The following is a 15,580-nucleotide window of genomic DNA, read 5'->3' as shown; positions in this document are numbered from 1 at the left end:
CCGGCGCGCGGGGCCCGGTACGGGCCGACGACCTCGACGGGCTCACCGCCCGGGGCTGGACCGCGCCGGCCGAGCACGGGGTGCGGACGGTCATCGACCTGCGGGGCGACGGCGGGCCCGGACTGGACCACGCGCCCCGCCCGGCCGGGCCGACGACCCTGCGGATCCCGCTCGACGGGAGCGGGCGCCGGGACTTGCGGTACGCGGGGCGGAGCACTCCGGGTTCCGGAACCCCCGCGCATTTCCGGCCTTTCCCGCGCGGCCGGGCGGGAGACTGGGGGGATGACGTCTTCGCGTGCGCGCCTCGTGCACACCTCGCAGCTCGGCCCGGACGACCTCGCCGGGATCCGCGCCCTGCTCGACGCCGCCTTCGAGGGGGACTTCGACGACGCCGACTTCGAGCACGCCCTCGGCGGGATGCACGCGCTGGTCCACCGGGGCGCGGAGCTCGTCGCGCACGGCAGCGTCGTCCAGCGCCGGGTGCTGCACCGCGGCCGCGCCCTGCGCACCGGGTACGTGGAGGCCGTCGCCGTACGGGCCGGCCTGCGCCGGCGGGGGCTGGGCGGGGCCGTGATGGACGGGCTGGAGCGGGTCATCGGCGGGGCCTACGTACTCGGCGCCCTGTCCGCCTCCGAGGCCGGCGCCGCCCTGTACCGGGCCCGGGGCTGGTGCCCGCACCCCGGGCCGGTGGGGGTGCTCGGACCGGACGGCCCCGAGCGGCTCCCCGGGGAGGAGGGCTCGACCTACGTGTGGACGCCGCCCGGCGGGGCCGTGCTGGACCCCGCCGGACGGATCGATTTCGACTGGCGCGAGGGCGACGTCGTCTAGGAACCGGAGACGGACGCCGCGCCCGTCTCGATGTGGCCGGTGTAGCGGCGCGACCAGGTCCCGTCCGTGTTCGCCAGGACGGTGAAGTCGTACCAGCCCTTGTTGTAGGCCACCGCGTTGAAGAAGTCCTCGCGCGAGGAGTTCGCCGGGACGGTGTACGTCCACGGGCCGTCCGTGCGGTAGGCGTTCGAGCGGATGGTGAAGGTGACCGGCGCCGACGAGGTGTTCGTCATCTTGAACCAGATCGCCATCTTGCCGGTGCCCGGCTCCACCGCGAAGCGGGACGCCACCTCCAGGGACTTGCCCGGCTTCGCCGCGTCGCCGATGAAGCGGCGCAGGAAGCGGTTCGGCCCGTACATGGAGATGTCGTACTTGCCGGCGCCGTTGCCGAGGCCGATGTTGAAGAAGTCCGTCGAGGTGGAGTTCGGCTCGACGGTGTACTGGTAGGGGGTGGTGTCGCGGTACTGGTGCGGGTGCAGCGAGAAGTGTGCCGCCCGCTTGGCCTCCGGGCCCTGGTTCGCCATCGAGAACCAGGCCAGGACCTGTCCGCCCGCCCCGAACTCCAGCCGGTCGAGGTTGCCGTTGACCTGGTACGGGAGGGCGCGCGCCGGGCGGGTGCCGGGCTCCTGCGCCGGGAGGGCGTTGTCCTGCGGGACCGGGTTGGGCATCGGGCCGCAGGTTGCCTGCCCGATCACCTTGGCGGTGGAGGGCAGGCCCGTGGGCACCCCGTAGACCGGGCGCTTGAAGTCGAAGACGCCCGTCAGGTCGCCCACCACCTTGCGCCGCCAGTCGCTGATGTTGGGGCAGGTGGCCGGGGTGCCGAGGGCGGCCGTCCAGGTCTCCATGAAGCGCAGCACGGAGGTGTGGTCGAAGACCTCGGAGCTGACCCAGCCGCCGCGGGTCCACGGGGACATCACGAGCATCGGCACGCGGAAGCCGAGGCCGACCGGGAGGCCGTCGATGTACTCGCCGGGCGTGCCGGGCGGGGCGATCGGCGGCGGCACGTGGTCGAAGAACCCGTCGTTCTCGTCGTAGTTGAGGAAGAGGACGGTGGAGTCGAAGACCTCGGAGTCCGCGGCGAGGGCCCGGTAGACGAGGTCCACGAAGTGCGCGCCGTCGCCGGGCGGGGCGTAGGGGTGCTCGGAGAACGCCTCGCTCGCCACGACCCAGGACACCTGCGGCAGCGTGCCCGCGACGACGTCCGCGCGGATGGCGGCGGCGATGTCGTCCGGGGTGGAGCCGGTGACCTTGGGGACCGAGCCCATGCCCCGCTCGCGCAGCGGGGTGCCGGGGGCGGCGTCCGTGAACTGCTTGAAGTAGGCGAGGCCGTTGTCCCCGTAGTTGTCCTGGGCGTTCTGGTAGACCTTCCAGGTCATGCCGGCCCGCTGGAGGGCCTCCGCGTACGTCTCCCAGGTCAGCCCGGACTCCTCGCCGCCGTCCTTGCTCGTCGGGTCGACCTTGCCGCTCCACAGGAAGGTGCGGTTGGGGCCGGTGGCGCTGAGGGTCGAGCAGAAGTAGGCGTCGCAGATGGTGTAGTTGTCGGCCAGCCCGTAGTGGAAGGGGATGTCGCCGCGGTCCAGGTAGCCCAGGGTGCGGGTGTTGCCGACGCCGGTGACGAAGTTGTCCATCCGGCCCTTGTTCCAGGCCGCGTGCTGCGAGGTCCAGCTGTGCGGGAGGTCGCCGGTGCACTGGGCGAGGGTCTCGCCGTCGGCGCCGCCGGCCGGCGGGGTGGCGGACAGCTTCCAGGGGTACTGGCGGCCGCCCCAGTTCGGCTGGTTGAAGGTGCCCCAGCCGCCCGGAATGTTGCCGGCGGCGCGGTCCGCGAACCCGCGGACGCCCTTCAGCCTGCCGAAGTAGTGGTCGAAGCTGCGGTTCTCCTGCATCAGGATCACCACGTGCTTCACGTCGGTGATCGTGCCGCTCGCGGCGGCCGCGGCCGCCGACGTCGGCGCGAGCGCGGGCAGGGTCGCCCCCGCCACGAGCCCGGCGCCGATTCCCACGAAACCTCTGCGGCTGATGGGTGTCACTGGCTGCTCGCCTCCAACTCAGGTGCCCCGCTGGCACATTGACGGACAGCGTGGCGGCAGCCGCTGCAAAGGTCTACATCCGTGCGGTAAGAACTCGGTGAACATCCGGTTGGCCGGAATCAGTCCTTGAGACGGGCGGGCATCCTGCCCGGATCGTCTCCCCGGGGCGTGCCCGGGAACGCCCCGCCGTGCGGTCGAATCCCTGGACAGAGCTGGTGTCGGAGCCAACCCGGCGCTCTGTGGGCGGGGGAGCGGGAGATCCTCCGGCTCGTCCTGCGGATTGGTGTGGTTTCGAACCAATGCGCCGTTCGGGCGGGGCGCATCGTGTACGGCCTCGACGTGATCGCGCGGCGGCGTCCCGCCCGGGGGAGCGGGAGCGGTGTCCGGGCGGCTGCGGACGCCCGGGAGATCGCCCCACCGGGGCCGGAGGGGCCGGAGGGGCCGGAGGGGTCGGAGGGGGCGAATGGACGGGCGAGGCGGGTGGGATACGTCACCACACCGGAATCGACGACATCTTTCCTCACAGGGCTCTGATCAGGGGATTCATGGCCTTGGAGAGTCGAAAGCGGAGTTCCCGGCAGGGCCTTTCGGGCGGTCGTGCGTCTCAGATAGTAGGAAGTCCGAGTAATTGCGGGGACAGACAGCCGGACCTGGCCTAGCTTTGTAGGAGCCGAACGTCTCGCCGATCAGGCGAATGGCGGTCGAGAGCGCGCGCCCCTGGCAGGCAACCCCTGCGGCGCCCCGCTCCCCGCCTCTTCCGGCGCCTTGAAGGAACCCCTCATCCGTGGCCCCGCCACGCCGTGATCTCAAGGAGTCGATCACCATGACCCCCACCTCCGCCGCCACCCGTCGCGTCCGCCACTCCTCCCCGGCCGACGCCGACCGCAAGAACGCCGCCGCCGCCCTCCAGCGCGCCCTGGACCGCCGCGACAACGGCGGCTCGACCGGCCACTGAGCCCGTACGGCCGTCCGGTCCCACCCGGCCGCCCGGCCGTCAGGCCACCCCGTCGGGTCATATCGCGTCCATATGGTGGACGCGATATGCCCGAGGGCTGATACACGGAGTACGGTTCCGTCATGTCGACCAGCATCAATCTCGCAGTGATCCCCGGTGATGGCATCGGCCAGGAAGTCGTGGCTCAGGGCCTCAAGGTCCTTACCGCGGTCCTGCCCCAGGATGTGAAGCTGGAGACCAAGGAGTACGACCTCGGCGCCCAGCGCTGGCACCGCACCGGTGAGACCCTCCCGGAGGCCGAGCTCGAAGCCCTCAAGCACCACGACGCGATCCTGCTCGGCGCGATCGGCGACCCCTCGGTCCCGTCCGGCGTCCTGGAGCGCGGTCTGCTGCTGAAGCTCCGCTTCGCGTTCGACCACTTCATCAACCTGCGCCCCTCGAAGCTCTTCCCGAACACCGCGACCCCGCTCGCCGGGCGTCCGGAGATCGACTTCGTCGTGGTCCGCGAGGGCACCGAGGGCCCCTACACCGGCAACGGCGGCAGCCTGCGCACCGGCACCCCCGCCGAGGTGGCCACCGAGGTCAGCGTCAACACCGCCTACGGCGTCGAGCGCGTCGTCCGCGACGCGTACGAGCGGGCCAACGCCCGCCCGCGCAAGAAGCTGACGCTGGTCCACAAGAACAACGTCCTCGTGTACGCGGGCCACATGTGGAAGAACATCTTCGACGCGGTCGGCCGGGAGTACCCCGAGGTCACCACCGACTACCTGCACGTCGACGCCGCGACGATCTTCTTCGTCACCCAGCCGGAGCGCTTCGACGTCATCGTCACGGACAACCTCTTCGGTGACATCCTCACCGACCTGGCCGCCGCCGTGACCGGCGGAATCGGCCTGGCCGCGTCCGGGAACATCAACCCGACCGGCGCCTTCCCGTCCATGTTCGAGCCGGTCCACGGCTCCGCCCCCGACATCGCGGGCACCGGCAAGGCGGACCCGACCGCGACGATCCTCTCGGTCGCCCTCCTGCTGCGCCACCTCGGCTACGAGGCCCAGGCCGTCCGCATCGAGGACGCCGTCAGCGCCGACCTCGCCGAGCGCGACGGCACCTTCCGTTCCACCGAGGCGATCGGCGACGCCCTCGCCGCCCGCGTAGCCGGCTGACCCGGCAGCTCCACCCCAGGAAGCCGCCGGGCAGCGACCACCGACCCGGCGGCTTCTCCTGTGCGGCCCCGGGTGCCACCATCTCCCCAGGGCCGCTAAAGACCCCGTTTCACCGAACCCACCTCCCGGGCGATAATCGAACGCGAGGCCGCGGAATACGGGGAAGCTCGGACGTCCTAGTACGACATGAGCGCGGTCCGCCCTACCCAACCGGTGAAGGACAAGCACTCATGACGACCCCCACGATCGAGCTCAAGCCCTCCTCGAACCCCCTGTCCGACGCGGAGCGCGAGGCGATCCTGGCCAGCCCCGGCTTCGGCCGCCACTTCACCGACCACATGGTGACGATCAAGTGGACCGAGGGGCGCGGCTGGCACGACGCCGAGCTGGTCCCGTACGCGCCGCTGTCGATCGACCCGGCGAACATGACGCTGCACTACGCGCAGACGATCTTCGAGGGCCTCAAGGCCTACAAGCAGCCCGACGGCACCGTCGCCACCTTCCGTCCGCGCGCCAACGCCGAGCGCTTCCAGGCCTCCGCCCGCCGCATGGCGATGCCCGAGCTGCCCGCCGACCTCTTCATCGAGGCCTGCGACGCCCTGATCAAGCAGGACCGCGCCTGGGTGCCGGACTCCGGCGAGGCCTCCCTGTACCTGCGGCCGTTCATGTTCGCCTCCGAGGTCGGCCTGGGCGTCCGCCCGGCCAACGAGTTCCTCTTCATGGTGATCGCCTCGCCCGCCGGCGCGTACTTCCCCGGCGGCGTCAAGCCCGTCTCCGTCTGGCTCTCCGAGGAGTACGTCCGCGCCGCCAAGGGCGGCACCGGCGCCGCCAAGACCGGCGGCAACTACGCGGCCTCCCTCGTCGCCCAGGCCCAGGCCGCCTCGCACGGCTGCGACCAGGTCGTCTGGCTGGACGCCGTCGAGCACCGCTGGATCGAGGAGATGGGCGGCATGAACCTGTACTTCGTGTACGGCGACCGCATCGTCACCCCCGAGCTGACCGGATCGCTCCTGCCGGGCATCACCCGCGACTCCCTCCTCACCATCGCCCGCGACCTCGGCTACACCGCCGAGGAGGGCCGGATCACCACCGAGGACTGGAAGCGCGACAACGAGAACGGCACCCTGACCGAGGTCTTCGCCTGCGGCACCGCCGCCGTCATCACCCCGGTCGGTTCGGTCAAGTCCGAGCGCGCCAACTGGACCCAGGGCGACGGCGAGCCCGGCGAGGTCACCATGAAGCTGCGCACGGCGCTCCTGGAGCTCCAGACCGGCCGCGCCGCCGACGCCCACGGCTGGATGCACCCGCTCGGCTAGGCACCCCCGCACGAGGTCCCCGCACGTACGAAGGCCCGCGCCCCCCGATCCGGGGGCGCGGGCCTTCGTACGTGCGGGGTGGCCTCAGACGCCGGCCGGCTCCTCCGCGGCGGCGGGCGCCGCGGCGGGGGCGGCCGCGGGCGCGCTGCGGGCGGTCAGCGCCGTGTAGACCAGGCCGCCGACCAGGCCGGAGAGGACGAAGGAGCAGTCCACGCCGCCGGTCAGGGCGAGCAGGGGCCCCTCGTAGAAGGGGGTGGTCACGGCGAGCAGGCCGGTGCCCGCGCCGATCGCCCAGGCGGCGGTGGCCTGGATGTTCCATCCGGCCCGGTACCAGTAGACGCCGCCGACCGAGCGGCGGTTGAAGACCTGGAGGGCGTCGGCGTCGTAGCGCCCGCGGCAGCGGACGTAGCCGATGAGGGTGATCACGGCCCACGGGGTGCCGATCGCGGTCAGCACCAGCACGAACGAGGTCATCGCGGACTGCACGTCCCACTCGAAGGAGCCCACGAAGACGAAGGCGGTGGCCACGGTCGCGGCGATCACGGTGGCCTTGGTGCGGGTGGCCCTGGGGACGATGGCGTCCAGGTCGAGGCCCATGGAGTAGAGCATCAGCCCGGCGTTGCCCACCGAGCCGGCCGCGGCGGCGGCGAGCAGCGGGACCAGGTACCAGAAGGGCGCGGCGGCCACGAGGGGACCGGCGTAGTCGGTGCCGGCCCGGGCGGCGAGCGCGGTGTAGGTGCCGAACAGCTGCGGGATGAGCAGGCCGATCAGGAGTCCGAAGCCGGTGGCCCAGAACACCTTGCGGGGGGTGTGCCGGGTGGGGGAGATGTAGCGGGTGTAGTCGCCGAGCAGGGTGATGAAGGCGACGGGCCCGCTCAGGCCCGCGGCGACGGCGGCCAGCAGCCAGGTCGGCCAGAAGGAGCCGAGCAGGTACGAGGTGTCCGGCGGGGCGGCGCTGGTGAAGCCGGGGGCGTACGCGTAGACGCCGATGGCCAGCAGGATCACCATGCCGATGGACAGGACCTTGCTCATGCGCAGCAGCAGCCGGTAGCCGAAGACGGCCCCGACGACGGTACACGCGGCGAGGACCCCGTACATGGCGGCCCGCGAGATCCCGGTGTCGGGCAGACCGGTGAGCCGGGACAGCGCCCCGACCATCACGTCGCCGCCGATCCACAGGGTCAGGGCCGTGTAGCCGAGCGAGAGCAGCAGACCCACCACCGAGCCGACCAGCCGTCCCCGCACGCCGAACTGGGCGCCGCTGGAGGTGGACAGGTTGGTCGCGGTGCGCAGGGAGACCAGCGCGAGCGGCGCGGTGAAGGCGATGCCGACGAGCGTGCCGGTCACGATGGCGGTGACCGAGGGCACCAGGCCCAGTCCGAAGGACGGGGGCAGCCAGCCGAAGACGATGACGCCGAGGCAGAGGTTGGAGCCGAGCAGGATCGAGATCAGGTCACGCGGACCGCTCGTTCGCTCCTCTTCCGGGATGGTGTCGACTCCGCGCTGTTCGATGGGCATGGGGGGACTCCCTTGGCAGGGCGGGGGGTGGTTGCGCATGTGTTTGAGCGACATTCAATGTGACCTAAGCCCTGGTCCCAGGTCAATGATTCCTTGAAAGCAAATGAAGAGTTAGAGTGATGCTCTAACCCATCGACTCAAAAGGTGGTGGATCGGCGTGCGCCTGACCCCTACGGAGCGTGACCGCCTGCTGTTGCGCGGCGCCGCGGAACTGGCCAGGGCCCGACGGGCCCGGGGTCTGCGGCTCAACGTCCCCGAAGCCACCGCGCTGATCGCGGACACGGTCTGCGAGGCCGCGCGCGACGGCAAGCGGCTCGCGGAGGCCATCGAGGAGGCCCGCGGCGTCCTCGGCCCCGACGACGTGCTGCCCGGCGTGGCCGACGTGGTCACCGAGGTGCACGTGGAGGCCGTCTTCGACGACGGGTCCCGGCTCGCGGTCGTCTCCTCCCCGGTCCGCGGAGCCGCCGGCCTCGGCGAGGACGCCCCGGGCGCGGTCCTGCCGGGCCCGGGCTCCCCGCAGCCCGAGCCGGCCGTGACGCTGCGGGTGCGCAACACGGCCTCCGTCCCGGTCAGCGTCACCTCGCACTTCCACTTCTTCGAGGCCAACCCGCGCCTGGACTTCGACCGGGCCGCGGCCTACGGCATGCGGCTGTGCGTGCCCGCCGGCTCCTCCGTACGGTTCGACCCGCACGGCGAGGGCGAGGTGGGCCTCGTCCCGATCGGCGGCGACCGGATCGCGATCGGCTTCGCGGGGCTGGTCGACGGCCCCCTGGACGCCCCCGGAGCCAAGGCGGAGGCCCTGCGCCGGGCCGCGGCCTGCGGCTACCTCGGCGTGGCCGCCGAGGGGGCGCCCCCCGCCGCGACCCCCGCCGCGACCGGCGCCCCCGAGAGCGCGGACGGAGAGCGGGCGTGAGCAAGCAGACCCCCCACAGCGACCACTGCGCCCCCGGCAGCCGGCACATCGACCCGCACGAATACGCTTCCGTCTTCGGCCCCCGCGCCGGAGACCGGGTCAGGCTGGGCGACTCCGGGCTGACCGTGCGCGTCGAGTCCGACGCGCAGAAGCCGGGCGACGAGTTCCTGGCGGGCTTCGGGAAGACGGCCCGCGACGGCCTGCACCTGAAGGCGGCCGCGGTCCGCGAGACCTGTGACGTCGTGATCAGCAACGTCCTGGTGATCGACGCGGTCCTCGGCATCCGCAAGGTGTCGATCGGCATCCGCGAGGGCCGGATCCACGCGATCGGCCGGGCGGGCAACCCCGACACCCTCGACGGCGTGGACGTCGTCGTCGGCACCGGCACCTCGATCGTCTCCGGCGAGGGCATGATCGCCACCGCCGGCGCCGTGGACACCCACGTGCACCTGCTCTCCCCCCGGATCATGGAGGCCTCGCTCGCGGCGGGCGTCACGACGGTCATCGGCCAGGAGTTCGGCCCGGTGTGGGGCGTCGGCGTCAACTCCCCGTGGGCGCTGAAGCACGCCTTCAACGCCTTCGACGCCTGGCCCGTCAACATCGGCTTCCTCGCCCGCGGCTCCTCCTCCGCCCCGGCCCCGCTCGTCGAGGCGCTGGCCGAGGGCGGCGCGTCCGGCTTCAAGGTCCACGAGGACATGGGCGCCCACACCCGGGCCCTGGACACCGCGCTGCGGGTGGCCGAGGAGCACGACGTACAGGTCGCCCTGCACAGCGACGGCCTCAACGAATGCCTCTCCGTCGAGGACACCCTGCGCGTCCTGGACGGGCGGACCATCCACGCCTTCCACATCGAGGGCTGCGGCGGCGGACACGTCCCGAACGTCCTGAAGATGGCGGGGGTGCCGAACGTCATCGGTTCCTCCACGAACCCCACGCTGCCCTTCGGCCGCGACGCGGTCGCCGAGCACTACGGCATGATCGTCTCCGTCCACGACCTCAAGCCGGACCTCCCCGGCGACGCCGCCATGGCCCGCGACCGGATCCGCGCGGGCACCATGGGCGCCGAGGACGTGCTGCACGACCTCGGGGCGATCGGCATCACCTCCTCCGACGCGCAGGGCATGGGCCGCGCGGGCGAGACCGTCCGGCGGACCTTCGCCATGGCCGCCAAGATGAAGGGCGAGCTCGGTCCCCTGGAGGGCGACGGCGAGGGCGACGACAACGCCCGCGTCCTGCGCTACATGGCCAAGCTGACGATCAACCCGGCCATCGCCCACGGCCTGGCCCACGAGATCGGCTCCATCGAGGTCGGCAAGCTCGCCGACATCGTGCTGTGGCGCCCGGCCTTCTTCGGCGCCAAGCCGCAGCTGGTCCTCAAGTCCGGCTTCCCGGCCTACGGGGTCACCGGCGACCCCAACGCCGCCACCGACACCTGCGAACCGCTCGTTCTCGGACCGCAGTTCGGCTCCTACGGGGCCACCCCCGCCGACATCTCCGTCGCCTTCGTCTCCGCCGCGGCCGCCGCGCTGGGCTCCGACGGGATGCCGACCCGGCGCCGCCGCGTCGCCGTCCGCGGCACCCGCGGCATCGGCCCCCGCGACCTGCTCCGCAACTCCCGGGTGGGCGCGGTCGATGTGGACGCACGCAGCGGCCTCGTCTCCCTCGACGGGGAACCGCTGCGCTCCGAAGCCGCCGAATCGGTCTCCCTCAACCGCCTGTACTTCCTGTAGAGCCCTTAAGGACGCCTGCCATGACCTCGAACACCCCCGCCGACGCCGGCTTCCGGATGCCCGCCGAGTGGACCCCCCACGAGCGCACCTGGATGGCCTGGCCCAGCCCCAACCCGACCTTCACCAACGAGGAGGAGCTCGCCGAGGCCCGTGCGGCCTGGGGCGCCGTGGCCCGCGCCGTACGCGCCTACGAGCCCGTGACCCTGGTCGTCTCCCCGGGGGACGCCGAGTCCGCCCGCGCGGTCGTCGGCGAGGACGTCCAGCTGGTCGAGCGCGAGCTCGACGACGCCTGGATGCGCGACATCGGTCCGACCTTCGTCACCAACGACGCCGGTGAACTGGCCGCGGTGGACTGGACCTTCAACGGCTGGGGCGCCCAGGAGTGGGCCCGCTGGGACCACGACGCCAAGATCGCCCGGCACGTCTCCGACCTGGCCGGCACCCGCACCTTCAGCACCCGCCTGGTCAACGAGGGCGGCGCCATCCACGTCGACGGCGAGGGCACCGTGCTGCTCACCGACACCGTGCAGCTCGGCGAGGGCCGCAACCCCGGCTGGACCCGCCGGCAGGTCGAGGCGGAGATCCACGCCCACCTCGGCACCACGAAGGCCATCTGGCTCCCGTACGGCCTGGCCGGCGACTACGGCACCTACGGCACCCAGGGCCACGTCGACATCGTCGCCGCCTTCGCCCGTCCCGGCGTGGTGCTGGTCCACACCCAGCCCGACCCCGCCCACCCCGACCACGAGCGCTGCAAGACCATCGCCGCCCTCCTGCGCGCCTCCACGGACGCCCGGGGCCGGCAGCTGGAGGTCGTGGAGGTGCCCGCGCCGACCGTGCTGGAGGAGAACGGCGAGTGGGTGGATTACTCCTACATCAACCACTACCTCTGCAACGGCGGCGTGGTGCTCTGCGCCTTCGACGACCCGCGCGACGAGGAGGCCGCCGAGATCTTCCGCGGTCTGTTCCCCGAGCGGACCGTGACCCTCGTCGACGCACGTACGATTTTCGCCGGGGGTGGCGGTATCCACTGCATCACCCAGCAGCAGCCGAAGGTCTGATCCACGGACCGCCGGCGTACCTCGTGAAGGAGTGGCCCATGGTGGCGGGTGGAGTACCGGTACGGGCGGCGCGCAAGAACGCGCCCCCGCGCGAGGACGTACTCGTCGCCGCCATGGCCACGATCGCCGAGCGCGGACTGGAGGGCCTGACCATGGCCGGCCTCGGCCGGCAGGTCGGCATGAGCAGCGGCCACCTCCTCTACTACTTCGGCAGCAAGGACGAGCTCCTGCTGCAGACCCTGGAGTGGAGCGAGGCGGCCCTGGGCACCGAACGCCGGGCCCTGCTGTCCCGGCCCGGTACGGCGCACGAGCGCGTCCGGGCGTACGTGGACCTCTACGTGCCCGACGGTCCCCGGGACCCGCACTGGACCCTGTGGCTGGAGGTCTGGAACCGGTCCCAGAACGCCGGCCCCCAGGAACGCGAACGGCAGGCCGCCATCGAGGGGGCCTGGCACCGCGACCTGGTCGCCCTCCTCGCCGAGGGCATCTCGCGCGGGGAGTTCCGGCCGGTGGACCCCGACCGGCTGGCGGCCCGGGCGCGGGCCCTGCTCGACGGGTTCAGCATCCAGCTGGCCGTCGGGCTGCCGCTGGTCTCCCGCGAGGCCATCCTGGAACACGTACGGGAGTTCCTCGCCGACGCGCTCGCCCCCCAGGGGTGAGCCCGTCCGGCGGGCCGCGGGAGCGGCCCGCCGGACCGGTGCCCGGATGCTGAGACCGCGGTCCACGGACGCGGGCCGGTGTGGCACACTGCGAGCGTGCCTGCTCAGCTCATGATTATGGACAGCAGCGCGCCGGTCCCCTGTGACCGCTGAGACCGTGGAAAACCTTCGCGGCAGCGGCCACCGTGCCTCGGACCCGCGCGCAGACCTCTCGCACCCGCGAGGGGTCTTTTCGTTTCCCGGCGAAAAAACGCGCCGGACCGGCAGCGCGCGATGATGGGGGCAGTGGATCCCGGGATTCCGGAACCACTCATCCGACAGGAGTCAGATCAGCATGACGACGCCAGAGGCGACTGAGCCGACAGAGGCACTCGACGACAGCTTCCACGTCTTCGACACCACCCTGCGCGACGGCGCCCAGCGTGAGGGCATCAACCTCACGGTCGCGGACAAGCTGACGATCGCGCGGCACCTGGACGACTTCGGGGTGGGCTTCATCGAGGGCGGCTGGCCCGGCGCGAACCCCCGCGACACCGAATTCTTCGCCCGGGCCCGTGCCGAGATCGACTTCAAGAACGCCAAGCTCGTCGCCTTCGGCGCCACCCGCCGGGCCGGCGGCTCCGCAGACAAGGACCCGCAGGTCCGCGCCCTGCTGGAATCCGGCGCCCCGGTCATCACCCTCGTCGCCAAGTCCCACGACCGGCACGTCGAGCTCGCCCTGCGCACCACCCTCGAAGAGAACGTCGAGATGGTCCGGGACACCGTCTCCCACCTCGTCGCCCAGGGCCGCCGCGTCTTCGTCGACTGCGAGCACTTCTTCGACGGCTACCGCGCCAACGCCGAGTACGCCAAGTCCGTGGTCCGCGCCGCCCACGAGGCCGGAGCCGACGTCGTCATCCTCTGCGACACCAACGGCGGCATGCTCCCCGCCCAGGTCACCGCCGTCGTCGCGACCGTCCTCGCCGACACCGGCGCCCGCCTCGGCATCCACGCCCAGGACGACACCGGCTGCGCCGTCGCCAACACGCTGGCCGCCGTCGACGCGGGCGCCACCCACGTGCAGTGCACCGCGAACGGCTACGGCGAGCGCGTCGGCAACGCCAACCTATTCCCCGTCGTCGCCGCCCTGGAGATCAAGTACGGCCGCCAGGTCCTGCCCGAGGGCGCGCTCGCCGAGATGACCCGCATCTCGCACGCCATCGCCGAGGTCGTCAACCTCACCCCCTCCACGCACCAGCCCTACGTCGGCGTCTCGGCCTTCGCGCACAAGGCGGGCCTGCACGCCTCCGCGATCAAGGTCGACCCCGACCTCTACCAGCACATCGACCCCGAGCGGGTCGGCAACACCATGCGGATGCTGGTCTCCGACATGGCCGGCCGGGCCTCGATCGAGCTCAAGGGCAAGGAGCTCGGCGTCGACCTCGGCGAGGACCGCGCGCTGATCTCCCGCGTCGTCGAGCGCGTCAAGGAGCGCGAACTGCGCGGCTACACCTACGAGGCCGCCGACGCCTCCTTCGAGCTGCTGCTGCGCGCCGAGGTCGAGGGCCGGGCCCGCAAGTACTTCCGCACCGAGTCCTGGCGGGCGATCGTCGAGGACCGCCCCGACGGCACCCACGCCAACGAGGCCACCGTCAAGGTCTGGGCCAAGGGCGAGCGGATCGTCGCCACGGCCGAGGGCAACGGCCCCGTCAACGCCCTGGACCGGGCGCTGCGCGTGGCCCTGGAACGCTTCTACCCCCAGCTGGCCAAGTTCGAGCTGAGCGACTACAAGGTCCGCATCCTGGAGGGCAAGCACGGCACGGAGTCCACGACCCGCGTGCTGATCGCCACGACGGACGGCACCCGCGAGTGGTCCACGGTCGGCGTCGCCGAGAACGTCATCGCCGCCTCCTGGCAGGCCCTGGAGGACGCCTTCACCTTCGGCCTCCTGCACGCGGGCGTCGAACCGGCGGAGTGACGTGGGCTTATGTCCAGCTCACACGGGAAAATGCCGGTTCGGGTAGCGTCGTAGGCATGAGGACCAGGCTGATATCCGTACGATCCGGTCGGCTGCTGGCCGGGCTCCTGCTGGGGCTCTCGGGGGCCGGGCTCGTGGCTGCTCCCGTGGCGGCCGCGGCCACCGGGGTGTCCGACGTCGGGGCGGCCCTCAAGAAGGGACCGGTCTACGTCGACCCCGGGGCGCGGGCCCAGCTGTCCCCGGCGCAGGCCGACGCCCTGGCCGCGAAGATCAAGGACGCCGGGAAGCCGCTGTTCGTGGCGGTGCTGCCGAGCGGCGCGGCCTTCCCGCAGGACAAGGTGCTCGCCGCCGTCCGTGCCGAGACCGGCGTCACCGGGCTGTACGCGATCCGCCTCGGGGACGGCTTCAACGCGGGCGCCGACCGGGCCGTGATGCCCGTCAACGCCGTCCGCAACCTCACCGAGGCCGTCAAGACCGGTACCCCGGTGGACGCGAACACCCAGCTCAACAACTTCGTCGACCAGGCCCTGCCCCAGGTCAAGGGCCGCGCCCCGGCGTCCTGGGGCGCCGCCTCCGGCGACGACGGCTTCCCGGCCGGCACCCTGATCGGCCTCGGCGCGGTCGCGGTGATCGGCGGCGGCGGCGCGTACGCGCTGGTCCGGCGCAACCGCAGGCAGAAGGAAGAGGCCCGCCGCGAGGCCGTCGCCCGCCTCGCCGTGGTCGTCGACGAGGACATCACCGCCTTCGGCGAGGAACTCGAACGGCTGGACTTCCACCCGGGCGAGCCCGGCGCCGACGACGCCATGCGCGGGGACTACGAGCAGGGCCTCGACTCCTACGAGAAGGCCAAGCAGATCATGGCCACGGTGCAGCGCCCGGAAGAGGTCCAGGGCGTGACCCAGGCACTGGAGGACGGCCGCTTCGCACTGGCCCGCCTCGACGCGCGCCGCCAGGGCAGGCCGCTGCCGGAGCGCCGGGCGCCGTGCTTCTTCGACCCGCGCCACGGACCGAGCAGCGAGGACGCCACCTGGGCCCCGGCCGGCGGGGCCGCGCGCACGGTGCCGGTCTGCGCGGCGGACGCCGTACGGCTGCGCGACGGTCTCGATCCCGCCGTGCGCACCGTGGAGACCGACCGCGGACCGCGTCCCTACTACGACGCGGGCCCCGCGTACGGTCCCTGGGCCGGCGGCTACTTCGGCGGTGGCATGCTGCCCGGGCTCCTGGTGGGCACGATGCTCGGCTCGATGATGTCCTCGCCCGCCTACGCCGCCGACTTCGGCGGGGGCACGGGCTCCGGCTTCGAGGGCGGCGACGTCTCCGGGGCCGACTTCAACCCGTCCGACTTCGGCGGCGGGGACTTCGGCGGCGGCGGCGGGTTCGACGGGGGCGGCGGTTTCGACGGCGGGGGCGGCTGGTAGCCGCCCCCGGGCCCGGCGCCGGACCGGTGTCCGGC

12 protein-coding genes are annotated in these 15,580 nt (G+C 72.4%); 10 read left to right on the top strand and 2 right to left on the bottom strand.

Translation table 11 applies throughout. From position 1 onward, the window contains the following. The first annotated feature begins 282 nt into the window (after nucleotides 1-282). Complete coding sequence (locus ACGFXC_RS16890) at nucleotides 283-828, top strand: GNAT family N-acetyltransferase (RefSeq protein WP_393713433.1); 546 nt, start codon at nucleotides 283-285, stop codon at nucleotides 826-828. On the opposite strand, the gene ACGFXC_RS16885 is transcribed toward ACGFXC_RS16890, so the two are convergent. Beyond that, nucleotides 825-2,855: a phosphocholine-specific phospholipase C gene (locus ACGFXC_RS16885; protein WP_393713431.1), complete on the bottom strand. Its 2,031-nt coding sequence runs from the start codon at nucleotides 2,853-2,855 to the stop codon at nucleotides 825-827. The genes ACGFXC_RS16890 and ACGFXC_RS16885 overlap by 4 nt on opposite strands. Nucleotides 2,856-3,678: 823 nt before the next feature. On the opposite strand from ACGFXC_RS16885, the gene ACGFXC_RS16880 reads away from it, so the two are divergent. From ACGFXC_RS16880 to ACGFXC_RS16870, 3 genes are all read left to right on the top strand, one after another. Then, entirely contained in the window at nucleotides 3,679-3,810 is a 132-nt protein-coding gene (locus tag ACGFXC_RS16880; protein WP_256462237.1) for a hypothetical protein, read from the top strand. A gap of 122 nt (nucleotides 3,811-3,932) precedes the next feature. Further along, nucleotides 3,933-4,973 (top strand): 3-isopropylmalate dehydrogenase, encoded by a 1,041-nt coding sequence (locus ACGFXC_RS16875; RefSeq protein WP_393713429.1) that lies wholly within the window; start codon nucleotides 3,933-3,935, stop codon nucleotides 4,971-4,973. Nucleotides 4,974-5,203: 230 nt separating this feature from the next. After that, a complete protein-coding gene (locus tag ACGFXC_RS16870; protein ID WP_393713427.1) occupies nucleotides 5,204-6,289 on the top strand; it encodes a branched-chain amino acid aminotransferase in 1,086 nt (361 codons plus the stop codon). A gap of 84 nt (nucleotides 6,290-6,373) precedes the next feature. On the opposite strand, the gene ACGFXC_RS16865 is transcribed toward ACGFXC_RS16870, so the two are convergent. After that, complete coding sequence (locus ACGFXC_RS16865; protein WP_393713426.1) at nucleotides 6,374-7,807, bottom strand: cytosine permease; 1,434 nt, start codon at nucleotides 7,805-7,807, stop codon at nucleotides 6,374-6,376. Nucleotides 7,808-7,964: 157 nt separating this feature from the next. Here ACGFXC_RS16865 and ureA point away from each other — a divergent pair, with 157 nt between their 5' ends. From ureA to ACGFXC_RS16835, 6 genes are all read left to right on the top strand, one after another. Continuing rightward, nucleotides 7,965-8,720 carry an urease subunit gamma gene (gene ureA, locus ACGFXC_RS16860; protein ID WP_393713424.1) on the top strand — a complete coding sequence of 252 codons (756 nt, stop codon included), beginning with the start codon at nucleotides 7,965-7,967 and terminating at the stop codon, nucleotides 8,718-8,720. 47 nt (nucleotides 8,721-8,767) lie between these two features. Next, entirely contained in the window at nucleotides 8,768-10,450 is a 1,683-nt protein-coding gene (locus ACGFXC_RS16855) for an urease subunit alpha (RefSeq protein ID WP_393713793.1), read from the top strand. A 20-nt stretch (nucleotides 10,451-10,470) separates the two neighbouring features. After that, entirely contained in the window at nucleotides 10,471-11,511 is a 1,041-nt protein-coding gene (locus ACGFXC_RS16850; protein WP_393713422.1) for an agmatine/peptidylarginine deiminase, read from the top strand. A gap of 38 nt (nucleotides 11,512-11,549) precedes the next feature. After that, nucleotides 11,550-12,170 carry a TetR family transcriptional regulator C-terminal domain-containing protein gene (locus ACGFXC_RS16845; RefSeq protein ID WP_393713420.1) on the top strand — a complete coding sequence of 207 codons (621 nt, stop codon included), beginning with the start codon at nucleotides 11,550-11,552 and terminating at the stop codon, nucleotides 12,168-12,170. A 334-nt stretch (nucleotides 12,171-12,504) separates the two neighbouring features. Beyond that, nucleotides 12,505-14,127 carry a citramalate synthase gene (gene cimA, locus ACGFXC_RS16840; RefSeq protein WP_393713418.1) on the top strand — a complete coding sequence of 541 codons (1,623 nt, stop codon included), beginning with the start codon at nucleotides 12,505-12,507 and terminating at the stop codon, nucleotides 14,125-14,127. Between the two features lie 56 nt (nucleotides 14,128-14,183). Then, a complete protein-coding gene (locus ACGFXC_RS16835) occupies nucleotides 14,184-15,545 on the top strand; it encodes a hypothetical protein (protein WP_393713416.1) in 1,362 nt (453 codons plus the stop codon). The last annotated feature ends 35 nt before the right edge of the window (nucleotides 15,546-15,580 follow it).

Source organism: Streptomyces sp. NPDC048507 (genome assembly GCF_043199995.1).
In the GTDB taxonomy this organism is placed as follows: Bacteria; Actinomycetota; Actinomycetes; order Streptomycetales; family Streptomycetaceae; genus Streptomyces.
Note: the sequence above shows the minus strand (reverse complement) of the source record. Positions and strands in the feature narration are given on the sequence as shown.